General features: G+C 70.5%; 17 protein-coding genes and 7 pseudogenes. 21 read left to right on the forward strand and 3 right to left on the reverse strand.

Annotated features, from left to right (window positions below; translation table 11 throughout):
• Nucleotides 1-47: 47 nt before the first annotated feature.
• The 12 genes and pseudogenes from G7085_RS19750 to xerD all read left to right on the forward strand — a co-directional run bounded on the left by G7085_RS19750 (nt 48) and on the right by xerD (nt 10,071).
• Nucleotides 48-1,451: a hypothetical protein gene (locus tag G7085_RS19750; protein ID WP_197512178.1), complete on the forward strand. Its 1,404-nt coding sequence runs from the start codon at nt 48-50 to the stop codon at nt 1,449-1,451.
• Nucleotides 1,448-2,281, forward strand: a complete 834-nt coding sequence (locus G7085_RS19755) for a hypothetical protein (RefSeq protein WP_197512179.1) — start codon at nt 1,448-1,450, stop codon at nt 2,279-2,281. The genes G7085_RS19750 and G7085_RS19755 overlap by 4 nt, the downstream gene beginning before the upstream one ends.
• Nucleotides 2,282-2,346: 65 nt before the next feature.
• A complete protein-coding gene (locus G7085_RS19760; protein WP_197512180.1) occupies nt 2,347-3,339 on the forward strand; it encodes an HAD-IIA family hydrolase in 993 nt (330 codons plus the stop codon).
• A 51-nt stretch (nt 3,340-3,390) separates the two neighbouring features.
• Entirely contained in the window at nt 3,391-3,549 is a 159-nt protein-coding gene (locus G7085_RS19765; RefSeq protein ID WP_197512181.1) for a hypothetical protein, read from the forward strand.
• Nucleotides 3,539-4,255: a TlyA family RNA methyltransferase gene (locus tag G7085_RS19770; protein ID WP_197512182.1), complete on the forward strand. Its 717-nt coding sequence runs from the start codon at nt 3,539-3,541 to the stop codon at nt 4,253-4,255. The genes G7085_RS19765 and G7085_RS19770 overlap by 11 nt, the downstream gene beginning before the upstream one ends.
• Before the next feature lie 9 nt (nt 4,256-4,264).
• On the forward strand, nt 4,265-5,161 hold the full coding sequence (locus tag G7085_RS19775) for an NAD kinase (RefSeq protein ID WP_197512183.1): 897 nt from the start codon (nt 4,265-4,267) through the stop codon (nt 5,159-5,161).
• Nucleotides 5,161-5,805 (forward strand): AAA family ATPase, encoded by a 645-nt coding sequence (locus tag G7085_RS33370; protein ID WP_331715819.1) that lies wholly within the window; start codon nt 5,161-5,163, stop codon nt 5,803-5,805. The genes G7085_RS19775 and G7085_RS33370 overlap by 1 nt, the downstream gene beginning before the upstream one ends.
• Nucleotides 5,718-6,617, forward strand: coding sequence for a DNA repair protein RecN (locus tag G7085_RS33375; RefSeq protein WP_331715820.1), 900 nt, complete (start codon nt 5,718-5,720; stop codon nt 6,615-6,617). Before G7085_RS33370 ends, G7085_RS33375 begins: the two co-directional genes overlap by 88 nt.
• Nucleotides 6,614-6,832 (forward strand): hypothetical protein, encoded by a 219-nt coding sequence (locus G7085_RS33380; RefSeq protein WP_331715821.1) that lies wholly within the window; start codon nt 6,614-6,616, stop codon nt 6,830-6,832. Before G7085_RS33375 ends, G7085_RS33380 begins: the two co-directional genes overlap by 4 nt.
• A gap of 59 nt (nt 6,833-6,891) precedes the next feature.
• Nucleotides 6,892-8,477 (forward strand): annotated as a pseudogene (locus G7085_RS19785) (CTP synthase); the annotation flags it as partial.
• 62 nt (nt 8,478-8,539) lie between these two features.
• Nucleotides 8,540-9,161, forward strand: a pseudogene (locus tag G7085_RS19790) (NUDIX domain-containing protein).
• Nucleotides 9,158-10,071: pseudogene (xerD, locus tag G7085_RS28020) on the forward strand (site-specific tyrosine recombinase XerD). Before G7085_RS19790 ends, xerD begins: the two co-directional pseudogenes overlap by 4 nt.
• Nucleotides 10,072-10,074: 3 nt before the next feature.
• Here the strand turns inward: xerD and G7085_RS19810 are convergent.
• Together G7085_RS19810 and G7085_RS28025 are read right to left on the reverse strand one after the other, a co-directional pair.
• Nucleotides 10,075-11,094, reverse strand: coding sequence for a GNAT family N-acetyltransferase (locus G7085_RS19810; protein ID WP_331716038.1), 1,020 nt, complete (start codon nt 11,092-11,094; stop codon nt 10,075-10,077).
• Entirely contained in the window at nt 11,010-11,357 is a 348-nt protein-coding gene (locus G7085_RS28025; RefSeq protein ID WP_231980833.1) for a hypothetical protein, read from the reverse strand. The genes G7085_RS19810 and G7085_RS28025 overlap by 85 nt, the downstream gene beginning before the upstream one ends.
• 83 nt (nt 11,358-11,440) lie before the next feature.
• Here G7085_RS28025 and G7085_RS19815 point away from each other — a divergent pair.
• From G7085_RS19815 to G7085_RS35675, 8 genes and pseudogenes are all read left to right on the forward strand, one after another.
• Nucleotides 11,441-12,374, forward strand: a pseudogene (locus G7085_RS19815) (ParA family protein).
• Nucleotides 12,371-12,739, forward strand: a complete 369-nt coding sequence (locus G7085_RS19820; RefSeq protein ID WP_197512187.1) for a hypothetical protein — start codon at nt 12,371-12,373, stop codon at nt 12,737-12,739. Before G7085_RS19815 ends, G7085_RS19820 begins: the two are co-directional and overlap by 4 nt.
• Before the next feature lie 53 nt (nt 12,740-12,792).
• Nucleotides 12,793-13,250, forward strand: a pseudogene (locus tag G7085_RS33385) (segregation and condensation protein A).
• Nucleotides 13,247-13,570, forward strand: coding sequence for a segregation/condensation protein A (locus G7085_RS33390; RefSeq protein ID WP_331715822.1), 324 nt, complete (start codon nt 13,247-13,249; stop codon nt 13,568-13,570). The pseudogene G7085_RS33385 and the gene G7085_RS33390 overlap by 4 nt, the downstream one beginning before the upstream one ends.
• 225 nt (nt 13,571-13,795) lie before the next feature.
• Nucleotides 13,796-14,155 (forward strand): SMC-Scp complex subunit ScpB, encoded by a 360-nt coding sequence (gene scpB, locus G7085_RS19830; protein WP_331715823.1) that lies wholly within the window; start codon nt 13,796-13,798, stop codon nt 14,153-14,155.
• A pseudogene (locus G7085_RS19835) lies at nt 14,148-14,882 on the forward strand (pseudouridine synthase). Before scpB ends, G7085_RS19835 begins: the two are co-directional and overlap by 8 nt.
• A gap of 32 nt (nt 14,883-14,914) precedes the next feature.
• A complete protein-coding gene (locus G7085_RS19840) occupies nt 14,915-15,733 on the forward strand; it encodes an FKBP-type peptidyl-prolyl cis-trans isomerase (protein ID WP_197512188.1) in 819 nt (272 codons plus the stop codon).
• On the forward strand, nt 15,643-16,050 hold the full coding sequence (locus G7085_RS35675) for an FKBP-type peptidyl-prolyl cis-trans isomerase (RefSeq protein WP_408647144.1): 408 nt from the start codon (nt 15,643-15,645) through the stop codon (nt 16,048-16,050). Before G7085_RS19840 ends, G7085_RS35675 begins: the two co-directional genes overlap by 91 nt.
• 138 nt (nt 16,051-16,188) lie before the next feature.
• Here G7085_RS35675 and G7085_RS19845 read toward each other — a convergent pair.
• A pseudogene (locus G7085_RS19845) lies at nt 16,189-16,932 on the reverse strand (glutamate--tRNA ligase family protein); the annotation flags it as partial.
• Between G7085_RS19845 and G7085_RS19850 the strand changes: the two are divergent.
• Nucleotides 16,843-17,502 (forward strand): helix-turn-helix transcriptional regulator, encoded by a 660-nt coding sequence (locus tag G7085_RS19850; RefSeq protein ID WP_231979739.1) that lies wholly within the window; start codon nt 16,843-16,845, stop codon nt 17,500-17,502. The pseudogene G7085_RS19845 and the gene G7085_RS19850 overlap by 90 nt on opposite strands.
• The last annotated feature ends 64 nt before the right edge of the window (nt 17,503-17,566 follow it).

Raw genomic sequence — 17,566 nt, forward strand, 5'->3', positions numbered from 1 at the left:
CCTGCTGGGTTAGGTGAATGAGGCACGTGGCTGGGATGATGGGGTCTATGTCTACTGAGAATCGGTCGTCTGGCTCCTACGAGGGTGGAGAGCGTCCCGGCGTGATGGTGGCGACAACCGTCGCGGTGACGACAAGCGTGGCAGTGCCGGGAGCGAGCGCCGCTCCTACGGCCCGCGCAACGATGACCGGAAGCCCTACAACAGGGACAGCCGTGATGACCGCGGTGACAGGAAGCCGTACAACAAGGACGGCCGGGACGACCGCGGCGGTTACCAGCGTCGCGACGACGACCGGAAGCCCTACAACCGGGACGACCGCGGTGGTTACCAGCGTCGCGATGACGACAGGAAGCCGTACAACAGGGACGACCGTGGGGATCGGAAGCCGTACAACCGGGACGACCGCGGTGGTTATCAGCGTCGCGACGACGACCGGAAGCCCTACAACCGGGACGACCGCGGTGGTTACCAGCGTCGTGACGACGACAGGAAGCCGTACAACAGGGACGACCGTGGGGATCGGAAGCCGTACAACCGCGACGACCGCGGTGGTTACCAGCGTCGTGACGACGACCGGAAGCCCTACAACAGGGATGACCGCGGCGGATATCAGCGTCGGGACGACGACAGGAAGCCGTACAACCGCGACGACCGCGGTGGTTATCAGCGTCGTGACGACGACCGGAAGCCCTACAACAGGGATGACCGCGGCGGATATCAGCGTCGCGACGACGACCGGAAGCCCTATAGCAAGGACCGCCGGGACGACCGCGGCGGATATCAGCGTCGCGACGACGACAGGAAGCCGTACAACCGCGACGACCGCGGCGGTTATCAGCGTCGCGATGACGACAGGAAGCCCTATAACAAGGACGACCGCGGTGGTTACCAGCGTCGCGACGACGACAGGAAGCCCTACAACAAGGACCGCCGGGACGACCGCGGTGGTTACCAGCGTCGCGACGACGACAGGAAGCCCTACAACAGGGATGACCGCGGGGACCGCGGCGGGTACCAGCGCCGCGACGACGACAGGAAGCCGTACAACCGCGACGATCGCGGCGGTTATCAGCGTCGCGACGACGACAGGAAGCCCTACAACAGGGATGACCGCGGGGACCGCGGCGGGTACCAGCGTCGCGACGACGACAGGAAGCCGTACAACCGCGACGATCGCGGCGGTTATCAGCGTCGCGATGACGACCGGAAGCCCTACAACAAGGACCGCCGGGACGACCGTGGCGGCTATCAGGGCCGCCGGGACGACCGCGGCGGCTACCAGGGCCGCGACGACGACCGCAGGTCGTTCGATCGCGAGGATCGCGGGCCACGCCGTGAGGACGAGTTGGAGAGGCGCTCACATCCCGGCACCGAGGCCCGGGCCGATGAACCGGAGACCCCAGTCGACTTCCCGCAGCACGAACTGCCCTTCGGTGTGCGTGCCGAGATGAAGAGCCTGCCCAAGGACCTGGCCACGATCGTCGGCGCCCACATCTGGGCCGCAGGTCAGCTGATCGACGTCGACCCGGAGCTCGCCTTCCGGCACGCCGAGGCAGCACGCCGACGCGCCGGTCGCCTGCCGATCGTGCGCGAGGCAGCCGCCGAGACGGCCTACGCCGCCGGTGAGTACGCCGTTGCCCTGCGCGAGTTCCGGGCCATCCGTCGGATGAGCGGCGGCGACTCGTTGCTGCCGGTGATCGCCGACTGTGAGCGGGCACTGGGCCGCCACCGGGAGGCCCTTGCGGTCCTCGCCGAGCTGGACCCGAACACCCGCGACATCGACCTCCGCATCGAATGCCTCCTGGTTGAGGCCGGCATCCGCAACGACCTCGGTCAGCGTTCCGAGTCCGTCCGCCTGCTGAAGGCCGCGATCAGCCGTCGTATCGGCTCTCCGGCCGCCCAGGCGCGCCTGCGCTACGCCTACGCAGAGCTGCTCGAGACGGAGGGCGATACCGAGGGGGCCCGTGAGTGGTTCACGTCAGCCGCCGCGCTCGACCGGAATGCCGATCTCGACATCGCAGACCGCATTGCCGAGATCGATGGCGTTGTGCTGCCCGATTCCTTCTCCGACTTCGATGATGACGACGATGAGGACGAGGTCGACGACGAGGACGAGGCCGACGATGAGGACGAGGCCGACGACGAGGACGAGGTCGACGACGACGACCAGGTTGAGGACGACGACGAGTCGGACGAGCCCGATGAGCCTGAGGACGACCAGGAGCTGCCGAGGATGCTTCCGAGGGGCTATCGAGTCGGGCGAGGACATCGACACGGATGACGACGAGGACGCCGCACCGGTCGACGCGCAGAAGTCCGTGATCGCGGAGACGGACGGGGAGACAAGTGACGGGTGCGCTGGCGCAGAGCTACGATTCGGCCCTGTTCGATCTGGACGGCGTGATCTACCTCGGTCCACAGGCGGTCGACGGGATCCCGGAGGCGCTGGAGGAGCTCCGCTCCCGTGGAACGCGCCTCGGGTTCGTCACCAACAACGCCGCCCGCACCCCGGCCACCGTCGCGGAACACCTGACGGAGCTCGGCATCACCGCAGTGGAGGCCGACGTGGTGAACTCCACCATGGCGACGCTGCGCATGCTTGGTGACGACCTCGGTGCCGACGCACGCGTGCTCGCGGTGGGTACCGATGCGCTGAGCCAGCAGCTGACCGGCGCAGGACTCACCCTGGTGCACTCCCTCGATGACAAGCCCACTGTCGTGGTGCAGGGCTACAGTCCCGACATCGCGTGGCAGAGGCTGGAGGAGGCCGCGCTGGCCGTCCAGCGGGGTGCGACCTGGTACGCCACCAACCCCGACCTGACGCGGCCCTCGGACCGCGGCATCGTGCCGGGGCTCGGGACCCAGATCGCCGTGATCCGGGCATGCGTCGATGTTGAACCGCAGATCGCGGGCAAGCCCTACCGGCCGCTGCTGGACGAGACTGTCCTGCGCATGCAGGCCGAGCGTCCGATCTTCGTCGGCGACCGGACGGACACCGACGTCCTCGGCGCGAACAACGTCGGTATGGACTCGCTGTTCGTGTTCACCGGGGCCCACGGGAAGCAGGACCTGGCTGACGCGGCACCGGCCTACCGACCGACGTACATCGGCTACGACGCCGCCGCGCTCCTCGAGCCGCCGCGCGTCGCCGAGTTCCACACCGACCGCTATGTCTGCGGCTACCAGGAGGTCGACCTGACCGACTCGGCCGCCTTCCTGTCGACGCGACCGGTGACCCGTGACGAGCAGCTCGACGCGCTCTGGGCCGGGCTCCAGGCCGCCTGGCGCTTCGAGCTCGACATCAGCGCGGTGCTGAACTCGCTGGACACCCTGCGGTGACGGCCCGACGCCCCGCTCCGCGGCCCGGGCGACCTGCGCAGGCAGGAGCTCGTGGCGGAGCTGGTGGCGAGCCTCGACGGCGTCGAGGAACTTCCCCTTCCCGGGCAGACGGCGCGCCTCACGGAGGCGCAGCGGATCCTCGCAGGCGTGCTGAACAACGATCCGATGGTCACCCAGCTGGGCCTCCCGGGTGTGACCGGTGAGGCTTGATCTCGCCCTCGTCGACCGCGGTATCGCCCGGTCGCGCAACCACGCGGCGGGGTTGATCGGCGAGGGTCGGGTCGCCGTCGACGGCGTCCGCGTGACCAAGCCGTCGCAGCAGGTGGGCGACGACGCCGTTCTCACCGCGGACGTGGACCGGTGGGTCTCCCGCGCCGCCCACAAGCTGCTCGGAGCGCTCGACGACACCGGGCTGCTCGTCGCCGGACGCGTCCTCGACGCCGGCGCCTCCACGGGCGGCTTCACCCAGGTGTGCCTCGAGCGGGGAGCCGAGGTCGTCTACGCCGTCGACGTCGGCCACGGTCAGCTCGTCGACGAACTCCGCAACGACCCCCGCGTCCGCGTGTCCGAGGGCCTGAACCTGCGTGACCTCTCGCTCGACGATCTGGACGCCCTCCCGGTCGACCTGATCGTCGGCGATGTCTCCTTCATCTCCCTGACGCTGATCCTCCCGCAACTGCTCGGCGTCCTCGCCGCAGGTGGGGAAGCGTTGCTGCTCGTCAAGCCCCAGTTCGAGGTGGGAAGGGAGCGGCTCGGCAGTGGCGGAGTGGTGCGCGACCCGGTGCTGCGCCGGGCGGCCGTCGACGGCGTCGTGGCCGCCGCGGAGGGCCTCGGCTGGCGCGAGGCGTGGCGCGGCGAGAGCAGGCTGCCCGGCTCCGCGGGCAACGTGGAGTTCTTTGTCAGGCTTACTCGGTAGGCTGGGCCCGTGAAACAGCGAACCGTGGCCGTTCTGGTGCATCCGGAACGCGAAGAGGCCATCGTGCAGGCTGTCCGCTTCATGGAGGCCCTCGCGCAGATGGGCTTCGATTTCCTCGCGTTCGAGAGCGACCTCGAGCGCCTCGCCGAGCGCGTCCCCACTGCCCACGTTGCGGGCCTCGACCACCGCTCCGCCGAGATCGCGGTCATCTTCGGCGGTGACGGCACGATCCTGCGCGCAGCGGAGTGGGCCCTGCCGCTCGGCGTGCCGCTGCTCGGTGTGAACCTCGGCCACGTGGGATTCCTCGCCGAGATGGAACCCTCCGACCTCGAGGAACTCCCGTCGGTGGTGGCGGAGCGCCGCTACGACGTGGAGGAACGCACCACCCTCAAGGTCGAGGTGAGGGACCAGGACGGCGCGCTCACATGGGCCTCTCCTGCGGTCAACGAGGTGTCGCTCGAGAAGCTGGCGCGCGAGCGGATGCTGACTGTCCTGGTGAGCGTCGATGATCGCCCCCTCTCCCGATGGGGCTGCGACGGCGTCCTCGTCTCGACCCCGACCGGCTCCACCGCCTACGGCTTCTCCGCGGGCGGCCCGGTGGTCTGGCCCGACGTGAAGGCCATCCTGCTCGTGCCGCTTGCGGCGCACGCCCTCTTCAACCGCCCCATGGTGCTCAGCCCGTCGTCGAAGGTCACCTTCGACCTGCCCGAGGACGCCGCAGCGGGCGGCATCCTGTGGTGCGACGGCCGCCGCAGCCACGAGATCGTCTTCGGCGAGTCGGTGACCGTCACGTCGAACGACCAGAGGGTCAAGATCGCCCGCCTCGGCGAGCAGCCGTTCACCACACGGCTCGTGAAGAAGTTCGCCCTTCCGGTCGAGGGTTGGCGCAAGAGGAGCGAACACTGATGCTGACGACGCTGCGGCTCACGGCGTTCGGCGTCGTCGAGGAGGCCGAGCTCGAACTCGGCGCCGGGCTCACCGCACTGACCGGCGAGACGGGCGCAGGCAAGACCATGATCGTCTCCGGCCTCGGCCATCTCCTGGGCGCGCGTGCCGACGCGGGTGTCGTCAGACGGGGCTCGGACAAGGCCGTGGTGGAGGGCCGCTGGGAGTTGCCCACCGAGCTCGCCGACCGCGTCACCGGGCTCGGCGGCACGGTGGAGGAGGGCGAGGTGGTGGCGCTGCGCCAGGTCGCGGCCACGGGTCGCTCCCGCGCCGTTGTCGGAGGGGCGGGCGTGCCGGTCTCCACCCTCGGAGACCTCCTCAGCGAACTCGCCACCATCCACGGCCAGTCGGGCCAGATCCGCCTCTCCACACAGGAGCGGCAGCGCGAACTGCTGGACGCGAAGGCCGCCCCGCAGAACTGCCGCGCTACCTCGCCGATTTTGCGGAGCGCCGCGCCGCGGCAGCGGAGCTCGCGCAGCTCGAGGCGGAGGCGCAGGCCAGGGCCCGCGAGGCAGACATGCTCCGCTACGGCCTCGGCGAGATCGAGGCCGTGGCGCCGCAGCCGGGCGAGGACGAGGCGCTCGCCTCCGAGCAGTCCAGGCTGATGGATCTCGACGAGCTGCGCCGCCTGGCGGGAGGGGCGCACGAGGCGCTGAGTGGCAGCGAGACGGACTACGACGCGCCGAGCGTGGTGTCGCTCGTCGGCTCGACCCGCAAGCTCCTGAACGACCTCGCCCACCGCGACCCCGCAGCCAACGACCTCGCCTCGCGTGCCACCGAACTCGGCATGCTCGCCACCGACCTCGCCGCGGAGGTCGCCGGCTACGTGGACGATCTCGTCGCCGACCCGCTGCGGCTCGAGGCGGTGGGTGAGCGCCGCCAGCAACTCGCCGGCCTGACCCGCAAGTACGGCCCCACCATCGACGAGGTCCTCGCCTGGGCCGAGTCATCGGCGTCGCGTCTCGCCACCCTCGTCGGAAGCGATGAACGGATCGCGGGGCTGCGTGGGCGGATCGCCGAGCTCGACGCCTCCCTCGCCTCCGACGCGGCCGCCATCTCCGCTGCCCGTCACCGGGCCGCCGACGAGTTGGCCCGCGCCGTGAAGGTCGAGCTGGCTGCCCTCGCCATGCCGCACGCCGAGCTCCATTTCGACGTCACTGACGCGCCGCTCGGCCCCATGGCGCCGACCGGATCGACCTGCTCTTCGCCGCGAATCCCGGCTCGCAGCCCGCCCCGCTCGGCAGGGTCGCCTCCGGCGGTGAGCTCTCCCGCGTCCGGCTCGCGCTCGAGGTCGTCCTCGCAGAGGGGGAACGGGGGCACACCTTCGTGTTCGACGAGGTCGATGCGGGTGTCGGCGGCGCCGTCGGATTGGAGATCGGCCGCCGCCTCCAGCGCCTGGCGACCACCAGCCAGGTGATCGTCGTCACGCACCTGGCCCAGGTCGCCGCGTTCGCCGACGCACACTTCGTCGTCGCAAAGGCCAGCGACGGGCACGTCACCACATCCGGGGTGCGCAGGCTCACCGACGGGGAGCGGGGCGTGGAGCTGGCCCGCATGATGGGCGGGAGCACCGATTCGAGGGCCGGGCTCGAACACGCAGCGGAGTTGCTGGCCGCGGCTCGCCGATCGTGACGTCGCCGTAACACAACGGCAATGCGGGCAGCCTAGGTTGGAGGTCCGTGGACAACTCGATGGTAACCAGACACATCTTCGTCACGGGGGCGTGGTCTCCTCGCTCGGCAAGGGCCTCACGGCATCCTCCCTCGGCAACCTGCTCGTGGCCCGCGGCCTGCGGGTGACGATGCAGAAACTCGATCCCTACCTCAACGTCGACCCGGGACGATGAACCCGTTCCAGCACGGTGAGGTGTTCGTCACCGAGGACGGCGCCGAGACCGACCTCGACATCGGCCACTACGAGCGGTTCCTGGACGTCAACCTCACCCGCGACGCCAATGTGACCACTGGCAAGGTGTATTCCACCGTCATCGCGAAGGAGAGACGGGGCGACTTCCTCGGCGACACGGTGCAGGTGATCCCGCACATCACAGGGAGATCCGCGACCGGATGCTCGCCATGGGCTCCGACGATGTCGACATCGTCATCCACGAGATCGGCGGCACCGTCGGCGACATCGAGTCGCTCCCGTTCCTCGAGGCCGCACGCCAGGTGCGCCACGAGATCGGCCGCGACAACGTGTTCTTCCTGCACGTCTCGCTGGTGCCCTTCATCAGGCCCTCCGGCGAGATGAAAACCAAACCGACCCAGCATTCGGTGGCGGCGCTGCGCCAGGTCGGCATCCAGCCCGACGCCATCGTCTGCCGCGCCGAGCGGGAGGTGAGCCAGTCGCTCAAGCGCAAGATCGCGCTGATGTGCGACGTCGACACCGAGGCCGTGGTCTCCTGCGCCGATGCTCCCAGCATCTACGCCATCCCGAAGGTGCTGCACGCCGAGGGCCTCGACGCCTACGTCGTGCGCCGCCTCCGGGTGCCGTTCCGCGACGTGAACTGGGCCAGCTGGGACGACCTGCTCGACCGCGTCGACTACCCACGCCAACAGGTGAGCGTTGCGCTCGTGGGCAAGTACATCGACCTGCCCGATGCCTACCTCTCGGTGTCCGAGGCGCTCCGCGCGGGCGGGTTCGCGAACCACGCCCGCGTGACGCTGAAGTGGGTGCGCTCCGACGACTGCGACACCCCGGAGGGCGCCGAGCGTGAGCTCGGCGGCGTGGACGCCGTGTGTGTGCCCGGCGGCTTCGGCATCCGGGGCGTCGAGGGCAAGCTCGGCGCGCTGCGCTACGCGAGGGAGCAATCGATCCCGACCCTCGGCCTGTGCCTCGGGCTGCAGTGCATGGTGATCGAGGCGGCCAGGAACCTCGCGGGCATCGACGGGGCGGCGTCGACGGAGTTCGATCCGGAGACCCGTGAGCCGGTGATCGCCACCATGGCGGAGCAGGTCGACATCGTCGGGGGAGGGGCGACCTGGGTGGCTCGATGCGGCTGGGCGCCTACGACGCGACGCTGCTGCCCGGCTCGCAGGTGGCCGCCGCGTACGGCCGCACCGGGGTGTCCGAACGGCACCGGCACCGCTACGAGGTCAACAACGCCTACCGGGGGCGGCTCGAGGAGGCGGGCCTCGTCATCTCGGGCACCTCGCCCGACGGTGCCCTCGTGGAGTTCGTCGAACTTCCCGCCGACGTCCACCCGTACTACGTGGCGACGCAGGCCCATCCGGAGCTCAAGTCGCGCCCGACCCGTCCGCACCCCTATTCTCGGGGTTGATCGCCGCCGCGCTCGCCCGGAGGGCCTGAGCCGGGCGGCCCGACCGAAGGAGCGACCCGATGCCTGCCGACCGACCGATGAGCTGGCCCGTGCTGCGGCGGGAGGTGCTGGGCGTCGGCCACGTGTCGTCGTTCGTGAACGACACGATCGCAACGCCGTCCGGCGACGAGATCCGGCGCCAGTACCTCACCCACCCCGGCGCCGTCGCGGTGGTCGCCTGGCGGGAGGACACCGACGACATCGCGGTGCTGCGCCAGTACCGGCACCCGGTGCGCGCCGAACTCGTCGAGATCCCGGCCGGCCTCCTCGACCTCGCCGACGAGCCCTACGTCGACGCGGCCCGCCGCGAACTCGCCGAGGAGGTCGAACTCGCGGCCGCCCGCTGGGACGTCCTGGTCGACATCTGCACCACCCCGGGCCTGTGAGGAGACACTTCGGATCTTCCTCGCCCGCGAACTGAGCGCCACCGAGCGACCCGAGGGCTTCGTCCTCGAGGGCGAGGAGGCCGAGATGACGTGGGGCTGGGTGCCCCGGACTGACCTGGTCGAGTCGGTCCTCGCGGGAGAGGTGGCTTCCCCGTCGTTGTGCACCGGCATCCTCGCCCTCGAGACGGCGCGGCTGACCGGCCGCCTCGACGGCCTGCGCCCCGCCGACGCGCCGTGGCCGATCCGCGGGCGGTGATCGGACACCTGCCCGCCGCCGTCGCCGACTACCTCAACCACGTCCGCGCCGAACGGGGGCTCGCAACCAACACGGTCTCCGCATACCGTCGCGACCTCACCCGCTACATGGCCTTTCTGCAGTCGCGGGGATCACCGACCTCGACGGCGTCAGCACGGTCGACATCACCGAGTTCGTCCGTGAACTCGCGGCCGGTCAGGCCGCGGCGTCGGTGGCGCGCCACGTCGTGAGTGTGCGGAACCTGCACGCCTTCGCCGAGGAGGAGGGTTGGCATCGCAGAACCCCGCCGCCGACGTGTCGCCCCGCGGCTCACACAGCGACTCCCGAAGGCGCTGGGTGTGGACGAGGTGACGCGGCTCCTCGAGGCACCCGACCGCGGCACACCCGTCGGGCTGCGCGACGCGGCGCTACTGGAGTTGTTGTACGGCACCGGGGCGCGGGTCTCGGAGGTGTGTGCCCTCGACGTCGACGAGGTCCGCGCCGCGATGGCCGACCCGGACTCCGGGCTCCGGCTGGTCGGTAAGGGCGGCAGGGAGAGGATGGTGCCTCTGGGCAGCTACGCGCTCGGTGCGGTCGACGACTACCTCGTGCGCGCCCGGCCCGCGCTCGCGTCGGCCTCCCCCGTCCTGACCCCGCGCTGCTGCTCAACCTGCGCGGCAGACGGCTGAGCAGGCAGTCGGCCTGGGCCGTGCTGCAGCAGGCGGCCGGGGCCGCGGGCCTCACGGTGGAGGTGTCGCCGCACTCGCTGCGACACTCGTTCGCCACCCACCTGCTCGACGGCGGCGCTGACCTCAGGGTGGTGCAGGAACTCCTCGGCCACTCGTCGGTTGCCACCACCCAGATCTACACGCTCGTCACCATCGAGCACCTCCGCGAGGTGCACGCGGCCGCCCACCCGCGGGCGCGGTGAGGCTCAGAACCAGCTGAGGTTCGCGGCGGGCTCGTCCCACCGCAGCAGCCTGCCCAGTGTGCGGATGCCGTCCGCTGAGCCGGAGACGAGCCCGGCGCGGGCCACCTCCTGCGCGCCCCGGTCGCCGTGCCAGAGCAACGCGAGGGTGTCGACGTCGAGCCGGACGGCGGGTTCGGCGTCGCTCCGTTCGCAGATGCCGACGCCGTCGGTGACGCTGAGCAGCCACGTGCCGTCGGCGTAACCCATGGCGTCGTCGACGCGGATCACGAGCCGACCGTCGGCATCGAACGCGCGCCCCGCCACCGCGGTCGGAAGGTTGAGCAGCCGGAGCCACACCCAGTCGCCGACGCCCTTGACCTTGACGGCACGCGCATCGGCGAGGGAGAGCGGGAGCGGGTCGCCGGTGCTGCCCTCATGCGTGAGCGTCCTGATCAGGTCCATTCCGGCGAGGGCCCGCCACAGCGCCCGCTCGACCGTGACGTCCGGGGCGCACATCTTCTGGACCTCAGCCCTGGGTGCCTCGTCCCAGCCCTTGAACTTGAACAGCGCAAAGCCGTCCACCACGCCGTCCGTGTCGAAGTGGGCCACGGCCCGCAGGTCCTTCGACGGCCCGGCCGCGGCCGGGTCCCATGCGCCGGTGTCGACGAGGCGGTGGGCCTCCAGGTGCCCGATGGCGCCGCGGTGGCGGGCCTGGTGGGCCGTGGTGACCCGTGCCCAGTGGGCGGCCAGGAACGACGGGTGCACGAACTCGACCGGGCCCTCCGCCACCTCGACCCCGTCGCGGAACGCGAACCGGCCGGTGTCGATCTCGAACTCCTGCGCCCGCGATGCCGGGGCGAAGCCGAACCGGCCGTAGATGGTGGCCTCGCTGGCCGTCAGCACGGCGATCGACTCGCCCCGCTCCGCGGCCAGGTCGAGCTGGCGGCGCATCATCTCCTTCAGCAGGCCACGCCGACGGTGGCTCGGCAGGACACCGACCGTGTTGATGATGACGGCTGGGTGGGGGCCGCGCCCCTCGTTGATACTGCTCGGGTCACGTTGAACGCGGCGACCGGCTGCCTGCCCTCGAGCCCGGGCCCCTCCGTGGTGGCCATCCCGAGCACCGCATGGTCGACCCGACGGTGGGTGCGGAACGTGGCCACACCCTCGGGCGCGGCCCGGGCGTCCAGGAACACCGTGCGGAAGATGTTGACGTAGCTCTCCCAGCGCGGGTCGTCGTCGGGCGTGTCGAGCGGCAGGATCTCGTACCGGTAGCGCTGGTCCATGGCAACCGAACCTACTGCCATCCGGGCCTCCGCGCACGCGTGCCGGGCCGGGATCCCCCGTGGGCACTCCTGCGCCCGGCATACTAGGGTGGTTACACGCATCGATGAAGGGGTGGAACGTGGCTGAAGAGGGTCTGTTCGACGGGCCGCAGTTCGGGGTGCCGGATGCGCCGGCGACCTCCACGCTTGTCGACACCGGAGTGATCGGCCCCACCGGGCGTCCCTCCCGGACTTTCCCGAGCTGCGGGCCCCCGACCCGGCCCCGCAAGGCCAGGATCGTCTCGATGTGCAACCAGAAGGGGGCGTGGGGAAGACCACCACGACCATCAACCTGGGGCCGCGCTCGCAGAGCTCGGCTACAAGGTGCTGCTGGTCGACTTCGACCCCCAGGGGTCGCTCTCGGTGGGCCTGGGCGTGAACCCGCACACCCTCGACGTCAGCATCTACAACCTGCTGCTCTCCCGCGACGTGACCGCGGACGAGGTGATCACGGCCTCCACAGTGGAAGGCCTCGACATCCTTCCCAGCAACATCGATCTGTCCGCCGCGGAGGTGCAACTCGTCAGCGAGGTCGCCCGCGAGCAGACCCTGACCAGGGTGCTGCGACCGCTGCGCCCCAGGTACGACTTCATCCTCGTCGACTGCGCGCCCAGCCTCGGCCTGCTGACCATCAACGCGCTGACGGCGAGCGACTACGTCGTCATGCCCCTGGAGTGTGAGTTCTTCGCGCTGCGGGGCATCGCGCTGCTCACCGACACCATCTCGAAGGTGCAGGACCGCCTCAACCCCGACCTCGAGGTGCTCGGCATCCTCGGCACCATGTACGACGCCCGCACGCTGCACACCCGTGAGGTGCTGGAGCGCGTGGTGCAGGCCTTCGGTGACGACGTGTTCCACACCGTCATCCGGCGCACCATCAAGTTCCCCGAGACGACCGTCGCAGGCGAGCCCATCACCACGTACGCCTCCGCATCGCCCGGCGCCGACGCCTACCGGCAGCTTGCCCGCGAGGTGCTGCAGAGGACGGGCGAACGGTGAGCCGGCGCGCATCCCTCCCCGGTGCCTCCGAGCTCTTCCGGCCGACGCGCAGGGTGCCCGAGCCGCAGCAGCCCCAGCCCACGGAGGCACCCGCCGCCGGGAGTCCGGTCGCGACCCCTGAGACATCCCCGGCCGAGGCGCAGCCTGCCGCCTCCGGCCGGGTCAGGCACGACCACAAGATCACCGTCTACTTCAGCGAGGACGAGCTCCTCGCGCTCGAGGACGCCAACCTCGAGCTGCGCCGCAGCCACGGCATCCGCGTCGACCGCGGCCGCATCGTGCGGGTCGCGGTCGCCCAGGCCCTCGCCGACCTGGACGCACAGGGCCCCGAGTCCGCGCTGGTGAACGAGCTCAGATCCCAGTGAGCCGGTCGAAGGCCGCGCCGAGGGAGCAACGCGACACCGTCGCAGGCTTCGAGGTGCGGCTGACCAACTTCGAGGGGCCCTTCGACCTGCTCCTCGACCTGATCTCCCGGCGCGAGCTTGACGTCACGGAGGTCGCACTCAGCCAGGTCACCGACGAGTTCATCGCCCACGTCAGGGCTGTGGGCGACGCATGGGACCTCGAGCGGACCAGCTCGTTCCTCGTGGTCGCCTCGACGCTGCTCGACCTCAAGGCGGCCCGTCTCCTGCCGGGAGGGAGGTCTCCGACCCGGAGGACATCGCCGCGCTCGAGGCCCGCGACCTGCTGTTCGCCCGGCTCCTGCAGTACCGGGCCTTCAAGCGACTCGCTGAGTGGATCGCGGCCACCATCACCGGCGCGGAGGCCACCCACTGGCGCCCCGGAGGGCTGGAGGACCGCTTCCGTGGCCTGCTGCCCGAGGTGGAGCTCGGGCTGACCCTCGACGATGTGGCCCGGCTCGCGGCCGGGCAATGACCCCACGCCCCGAGCCGCACGTCGAGCTCTCACACCTCCACGGTGGCACCGTCTCGCTGAGCGGGCAGGTCGCGCTCGTCGCGGAGCAGCTCCGCAGGGACGGCGTCTGCACCTTCCGCGGGCTCGTCCACGGCTGCGACCGGCTCACCACCGTCGTGCGCTTCCTCGCCGTGCTCGAGCTGTTCCGCGCGGGCCAGGTGGCGCTCGAGCAGCTGACCCCGCTGGGCGAGCTCACCCTCCGGTGGACGGCGGGCGGCGACGAGGCCGTCAGCGTCATCGATGACTACGGACCCGCACCCGACCCCCAGGAGGAACCATGAGCCTCGGCCCCGCCCTCGAGGCGATGCTGCTGATGGCCACCGAACCGTCGCGCGTCGAAGAACTGGCCGCTGCGCTCGGCGCCCCGCCGACGCCGTCACCGTCGAGTTGGAGGCGATCGCGGTCTTCTACGAGGCCAACGGCCGCGGGATCAGGCTGCGCAGGGTGGCCGGGGCTGGCGGTTCGCCACCGACCCGGCCGTCTCGGATGCGATCGAGGCGTGGCTCGTGGCCGATCAACGCACCCGCCTCAGCCAGGCGGCGCTCGAGACCCTTGCCGTGATCGCCTACCTGCAGCCCGTCTCCCGGTCGCGGGTTGCGGCGGTGCGCGGCGTCAACGTCGACGGCGTCGTGCGTACGCTGCTCGTGCGCAACCTCATCGTCGAGGACGGCGAGGACCAGGTGACAGGGGCCATGACGTTCGTCACGACACCACTTTTCCTGCAGAAACTCGGCCTCGACTCGCTCGATGAACTGCCCGACTTGGCGCCGCTGCTGCCGGACGCCGTAGCCTTGGAGGCTGAACTGGGACAGTTGGCGGCCACGGAGTCGAGCGGCATCCCGGCAGAGGAGGACACCCATGAGTGAAGACGTCGAGGGCATTCGGCTGCAGAAGGTGCTCGCGGCCGCGGGCATCGCGTCGCGCCGCGCCAGCGAGATCATGATCGAGGAGGGCAGGGTCGAGGTCAACGGCAAGGTCGTCACCGAGCAGGGGAGGCGGGTCAACCCGGACACGGACCACATCCGCGTCGACGGTGCCCGCATCCCCCGCCCCGCCGCCACATGTACCTCGTGCTGAACAAGCCCCGCGGTGTCGTGTCCACCATGGACGACCCTGAGGGCCGCCCGACCCTGGCCGACTACCTGCCCCGCACGAAGGAGAGGCTGTTCCACGTCGGACGCCTCGACACGGAGACCGAGGGCTCATCATCCTCACCAACGACGGCGAGTTCGCCCACCGTCTGGCCCACCCGAGCTACGAGGTGCCGAAGACCTACCATGTGCAGGCCGCGGGAGCCATGGAAAACCGCACCCTGAAGCGGCTGGAGAAGGGCGTCACGCTGGAAGACGGCGCAGTGAAGCCGGACAAGGTCAAGCTCATCTCACGCAGTGGCAACAAGACGCTGCTGGAGATCACGCTCCACGAGGGCCGCAACCGCATCGTGCGCAGGATGCTGGAAGCCGTCGGCCACCCCGTCGACCGGCTGGCACGCACCAGGATCGGCCCCGTCCGGCTGGGTGTACTGCCGGTGGGGAGACCCGTGAGCTCACCCGCGAGGAGCTGGGGTCGCTGCTCGACCTCATCCGGATGTGAGCCGGTTGGGCGCCTCGGATACCATTTCACGCGTGATCTACTCCTCCAACGCCCTCCGCCTGGTCCTGACGGGAGCCGCGGCCGCGGCGCTGCTCACCGTCACGGCGTGCGGGTCATCGACCGAGCCCACCGCGTCACCGTCGGCTCAGCCGTCGGCCAGCGCGACGCCGTCGGCCAGCGCGAGCCCCACGCCGACCGCCACGCCCTCGATCGACCTGAGTGCCATCTCCGTCAGCGATGCGGACACCCCCGTCGTGACGTTCACGGCGCCGTGGGCCATCACCGCGACGCAGACGAAGGTGCTGCGCGAGGCGACGGGCACGCAGCTCGTCACCGAGGAGTCCTCCGTCACGCTCAACAACCTGGGCATCAACGGCACCACGGGTGAGACCTTCGACTCCTCCTACAAGGCGGGTGAGCCCGCGACCTTCACCCTCGACCGCGTCATCACCGGCATGCGGGAGGGACTCGTCGGGCAGAAGGTCGGCTCCCGCGTCCTGATCGGCATCCCGGCGGCGGATGCCTACCCGCAGGGCTCCGGCGACGGCACCATCAACCCCGGTGACTCGATCCTCTTCGTCGCCGACATCATCTCGGCCCGTGAGCCCGAGGCCGTCACCCCGGAGGCAGGCCTGCCGACCGTCACCATGGCCGACGACAAGCCGGAGATCGCCATCCCCGCCGGCGTCGCCGCCCCACCGAACTGGTCATCCAGCCGCTCGTCAAGGGCGTCGGAGACGCGGTCGCGGCCGACTCGACCGTGCAGATCAGGTACCGCAGCTGGACCTACGCCGACGGGAAGCTCTTCCAGGACGCCTGGCAGCCGCAGGCCGGCAAGCTGTCCACCCTGATCCAGGGATGGCAGCAGGGGCTGGTCGGGCAGACCGTCGGGTCCCGGGTGCTGCTCGTGGTGCCCCGGCACTGGCCTACCCCGACGGTCAGCCGTCGGCGACCCCGGCGCTGGCCGCGAACCAGACGCTGGTCTACGTCATCGAGATCGTGGACGCGGTCGCCGGGTCCTGAGCGAACGCGACACCCGAGAAGAAGCGCTGATCGCCGGGCATGGCGGCCAGCGCTTCTTCCGTCGAACGGCACGGACCGAGCCCGAGTGAGCCGCACAGGAGGGCGAACACCTCGCCCGCCGGGAGCCCGAGTTCACGAAGCGTGACGGCGCCGTCCCGCTTGGCGAGCCGGTCGCCCCGCCCGTTGACCACGAGCCCGATGTGCGCGTACGTCGGGGCCACCCTCCGAGCCGCTCCGTCAGCCAGGCCTGGCGGGGAGCCGAGGTCAACAGGTCGGTGCCCCTGGTGATGTGGGTCACCCCCATCGCCAGGTCGTCGACCACGACGGCAAGGTTGTACGCGAACTGCCCGTCGCCGCGCACCAGCACGAAGTCGTCGACCACTGCCGTCACCTCGCCCGCATGGTCGTCTGTGACGGTGAATCCGGCCCCACGCGCGTCGACCCGGATCGCGGGCGGCCGCGTCCGTCGCTTCGCCTCCCTCTCCGTCGCCGTGAGGTCGCGGCAGGTGCCAGCGTAGGCGCGGTACCCGTCGTGCGGGGCGGACGCGGCCTCCGCGATCTCGCGTCGCGTGCAGAAACACTCGTAGGTCGGGAGCCGGGCGACCGCGTCGCGGTAGAGGTCGAGTCGCTCAGACTGACGCACCGGGTCACCGTCCCAGTGGAGGCCCAGCGCGCGCAGATCGGCGAGTTGGCGCTCCTCGACGCCGTCTGCGGCGCGCACCCGGTCGCGGTCCAGATCCTCGATGCGCATCAGCCAGCGGCCGCCCGCCGCCCGGGTCAGCAGCCAGCCGGCAAGGGCCGTGCGCAGGTTCCCCAGGTGCAGGTCGGAGGTGGGGCTCGGGCGAACCGGTCGACGAAAGACATGGGTCCATCTTGGCCGACCGGGCCACCGGAGAGCCGCGGCGACCCACCGAGGCCCATCCAGTAGCCTGACGCCATGACCCAGCGCAAGTCGGAGCGGTTGATCAACCTCCTGATCGCCCTTCTCAGCACGCGTCGGTTCCTCACCAAGCAGGAGTTGCGCCACATCGTGGAGGGCTACCGCGACTCGTCCGAGGCCGCCTTCGAGCGTCAGTTCGAGCGCGACAAGGAGGAACTGCGCGGGCTCGGCATCGACGTCCAGACCGGATCCAACGACATCCTCTTCGACGACGAGGAGGGCTACCGGATCAACCGGGTGAGCTTCGAGCTGCCCGAGATCGCCTTCACGGCGGCCGAGCTCTCGGCCCTCGCCCTGGCGGGACAGGTGTGGCAGGACAGTGTCGCCGCCGACCACACCGCCCAGGCCTTCGAAGCCCTCAGCGCGGGAGGCGCAGCGCCCGACCCCGCGCTCGTGCCAACGGTGCGCCCGCACCTGAGCGTCGTCGAGCCCGACTTCGACGTCCTCTACGACGCCGTGCTGCGTCGCGTCGAGGTCGAGTTCGGCTACGGAGGCCGGCCGCGCCGCGTCCAGCCGTGGCGGATGCTGCAGCGCCGCGGACGCTGGTACGTGTTCGGGTTCGACCCCGTGCGGGTGCCGACCGCTTCTTCAAGCTTGCGCGCTTCTCCTCGCCTGCGAGGCAGGTCGGAAGGCGGGTGCCTTCCTCGTGCCCGATGACGTCGCCGAACTCGCGGCCCGGCTCGAACCCACCAACGACGCCGTCGCCCTGATCGCGCTGCGG

The organism is Tessaracoccus coleopterorum (assembly GCF_011174705.1).
In the GTDB taxonomy this organism is placed as follows: domain Bacteria; phylum Actinomycetota; class Actinomycetes; order Propionibacteriales; family Propionibacteriaceae; genus Arachnia; species Arachnia coleopterorum.

Excerpts from the sequence above, each read along its gene's own strand:
- G7085_RS19750 (WP_197512178.1), top strand. The coding sequence starts at position 48 with ATGTCTACTGAGAATCGGTCGTCTGGCTCCTACGAGGGTGGAGAGCGT.
- G7085_RS19755 (WP_197512179.1), top strand. The coding sequence starts at position 1,448 with ATGAAGAGCCTGCCCAAGGACCTGGCCACGATCGTCGGCGCCCACATC.
- G7085_RS33370 (WP_331715819.1), top strand. The coding sequence starts at position 5,161 with ATGCTGACGACGCTGCGGCTCACGGCGTTCGGCGTCGTCGAGGAGGCC.
- G7085_RS33375 (WP_331715820.1), top strand. The coding sequence starts at position 5,718 with ATGCTCCGCTACGGCCTCGGCGAGATCGAGGCCGTGGCGCCGCAGCCG.
- G7085_RS28025 (WP_231980833.1), bottom strand. The coding sequence starts at position 11,357 with ATGGCAGTAGGTTCGGTTGCCATGGACCAGCGCTACCGGTACGAGATC.
- G7085_RS33390 (WP_331715822.1), top strand. The coding sequence starts at position 13,247 with ATGACCCCACGCCCCGAGCCGCACGTCGAGCTCTCACACCTCCACGGT.
- G7085_RS19850 (WP_231979739.1), top strand. The coding sequence starts at position 16,843 with ATGACCCAGCGCAAGTCGGAGCGGTTGATCAACCTCCTGATCGCCCTT.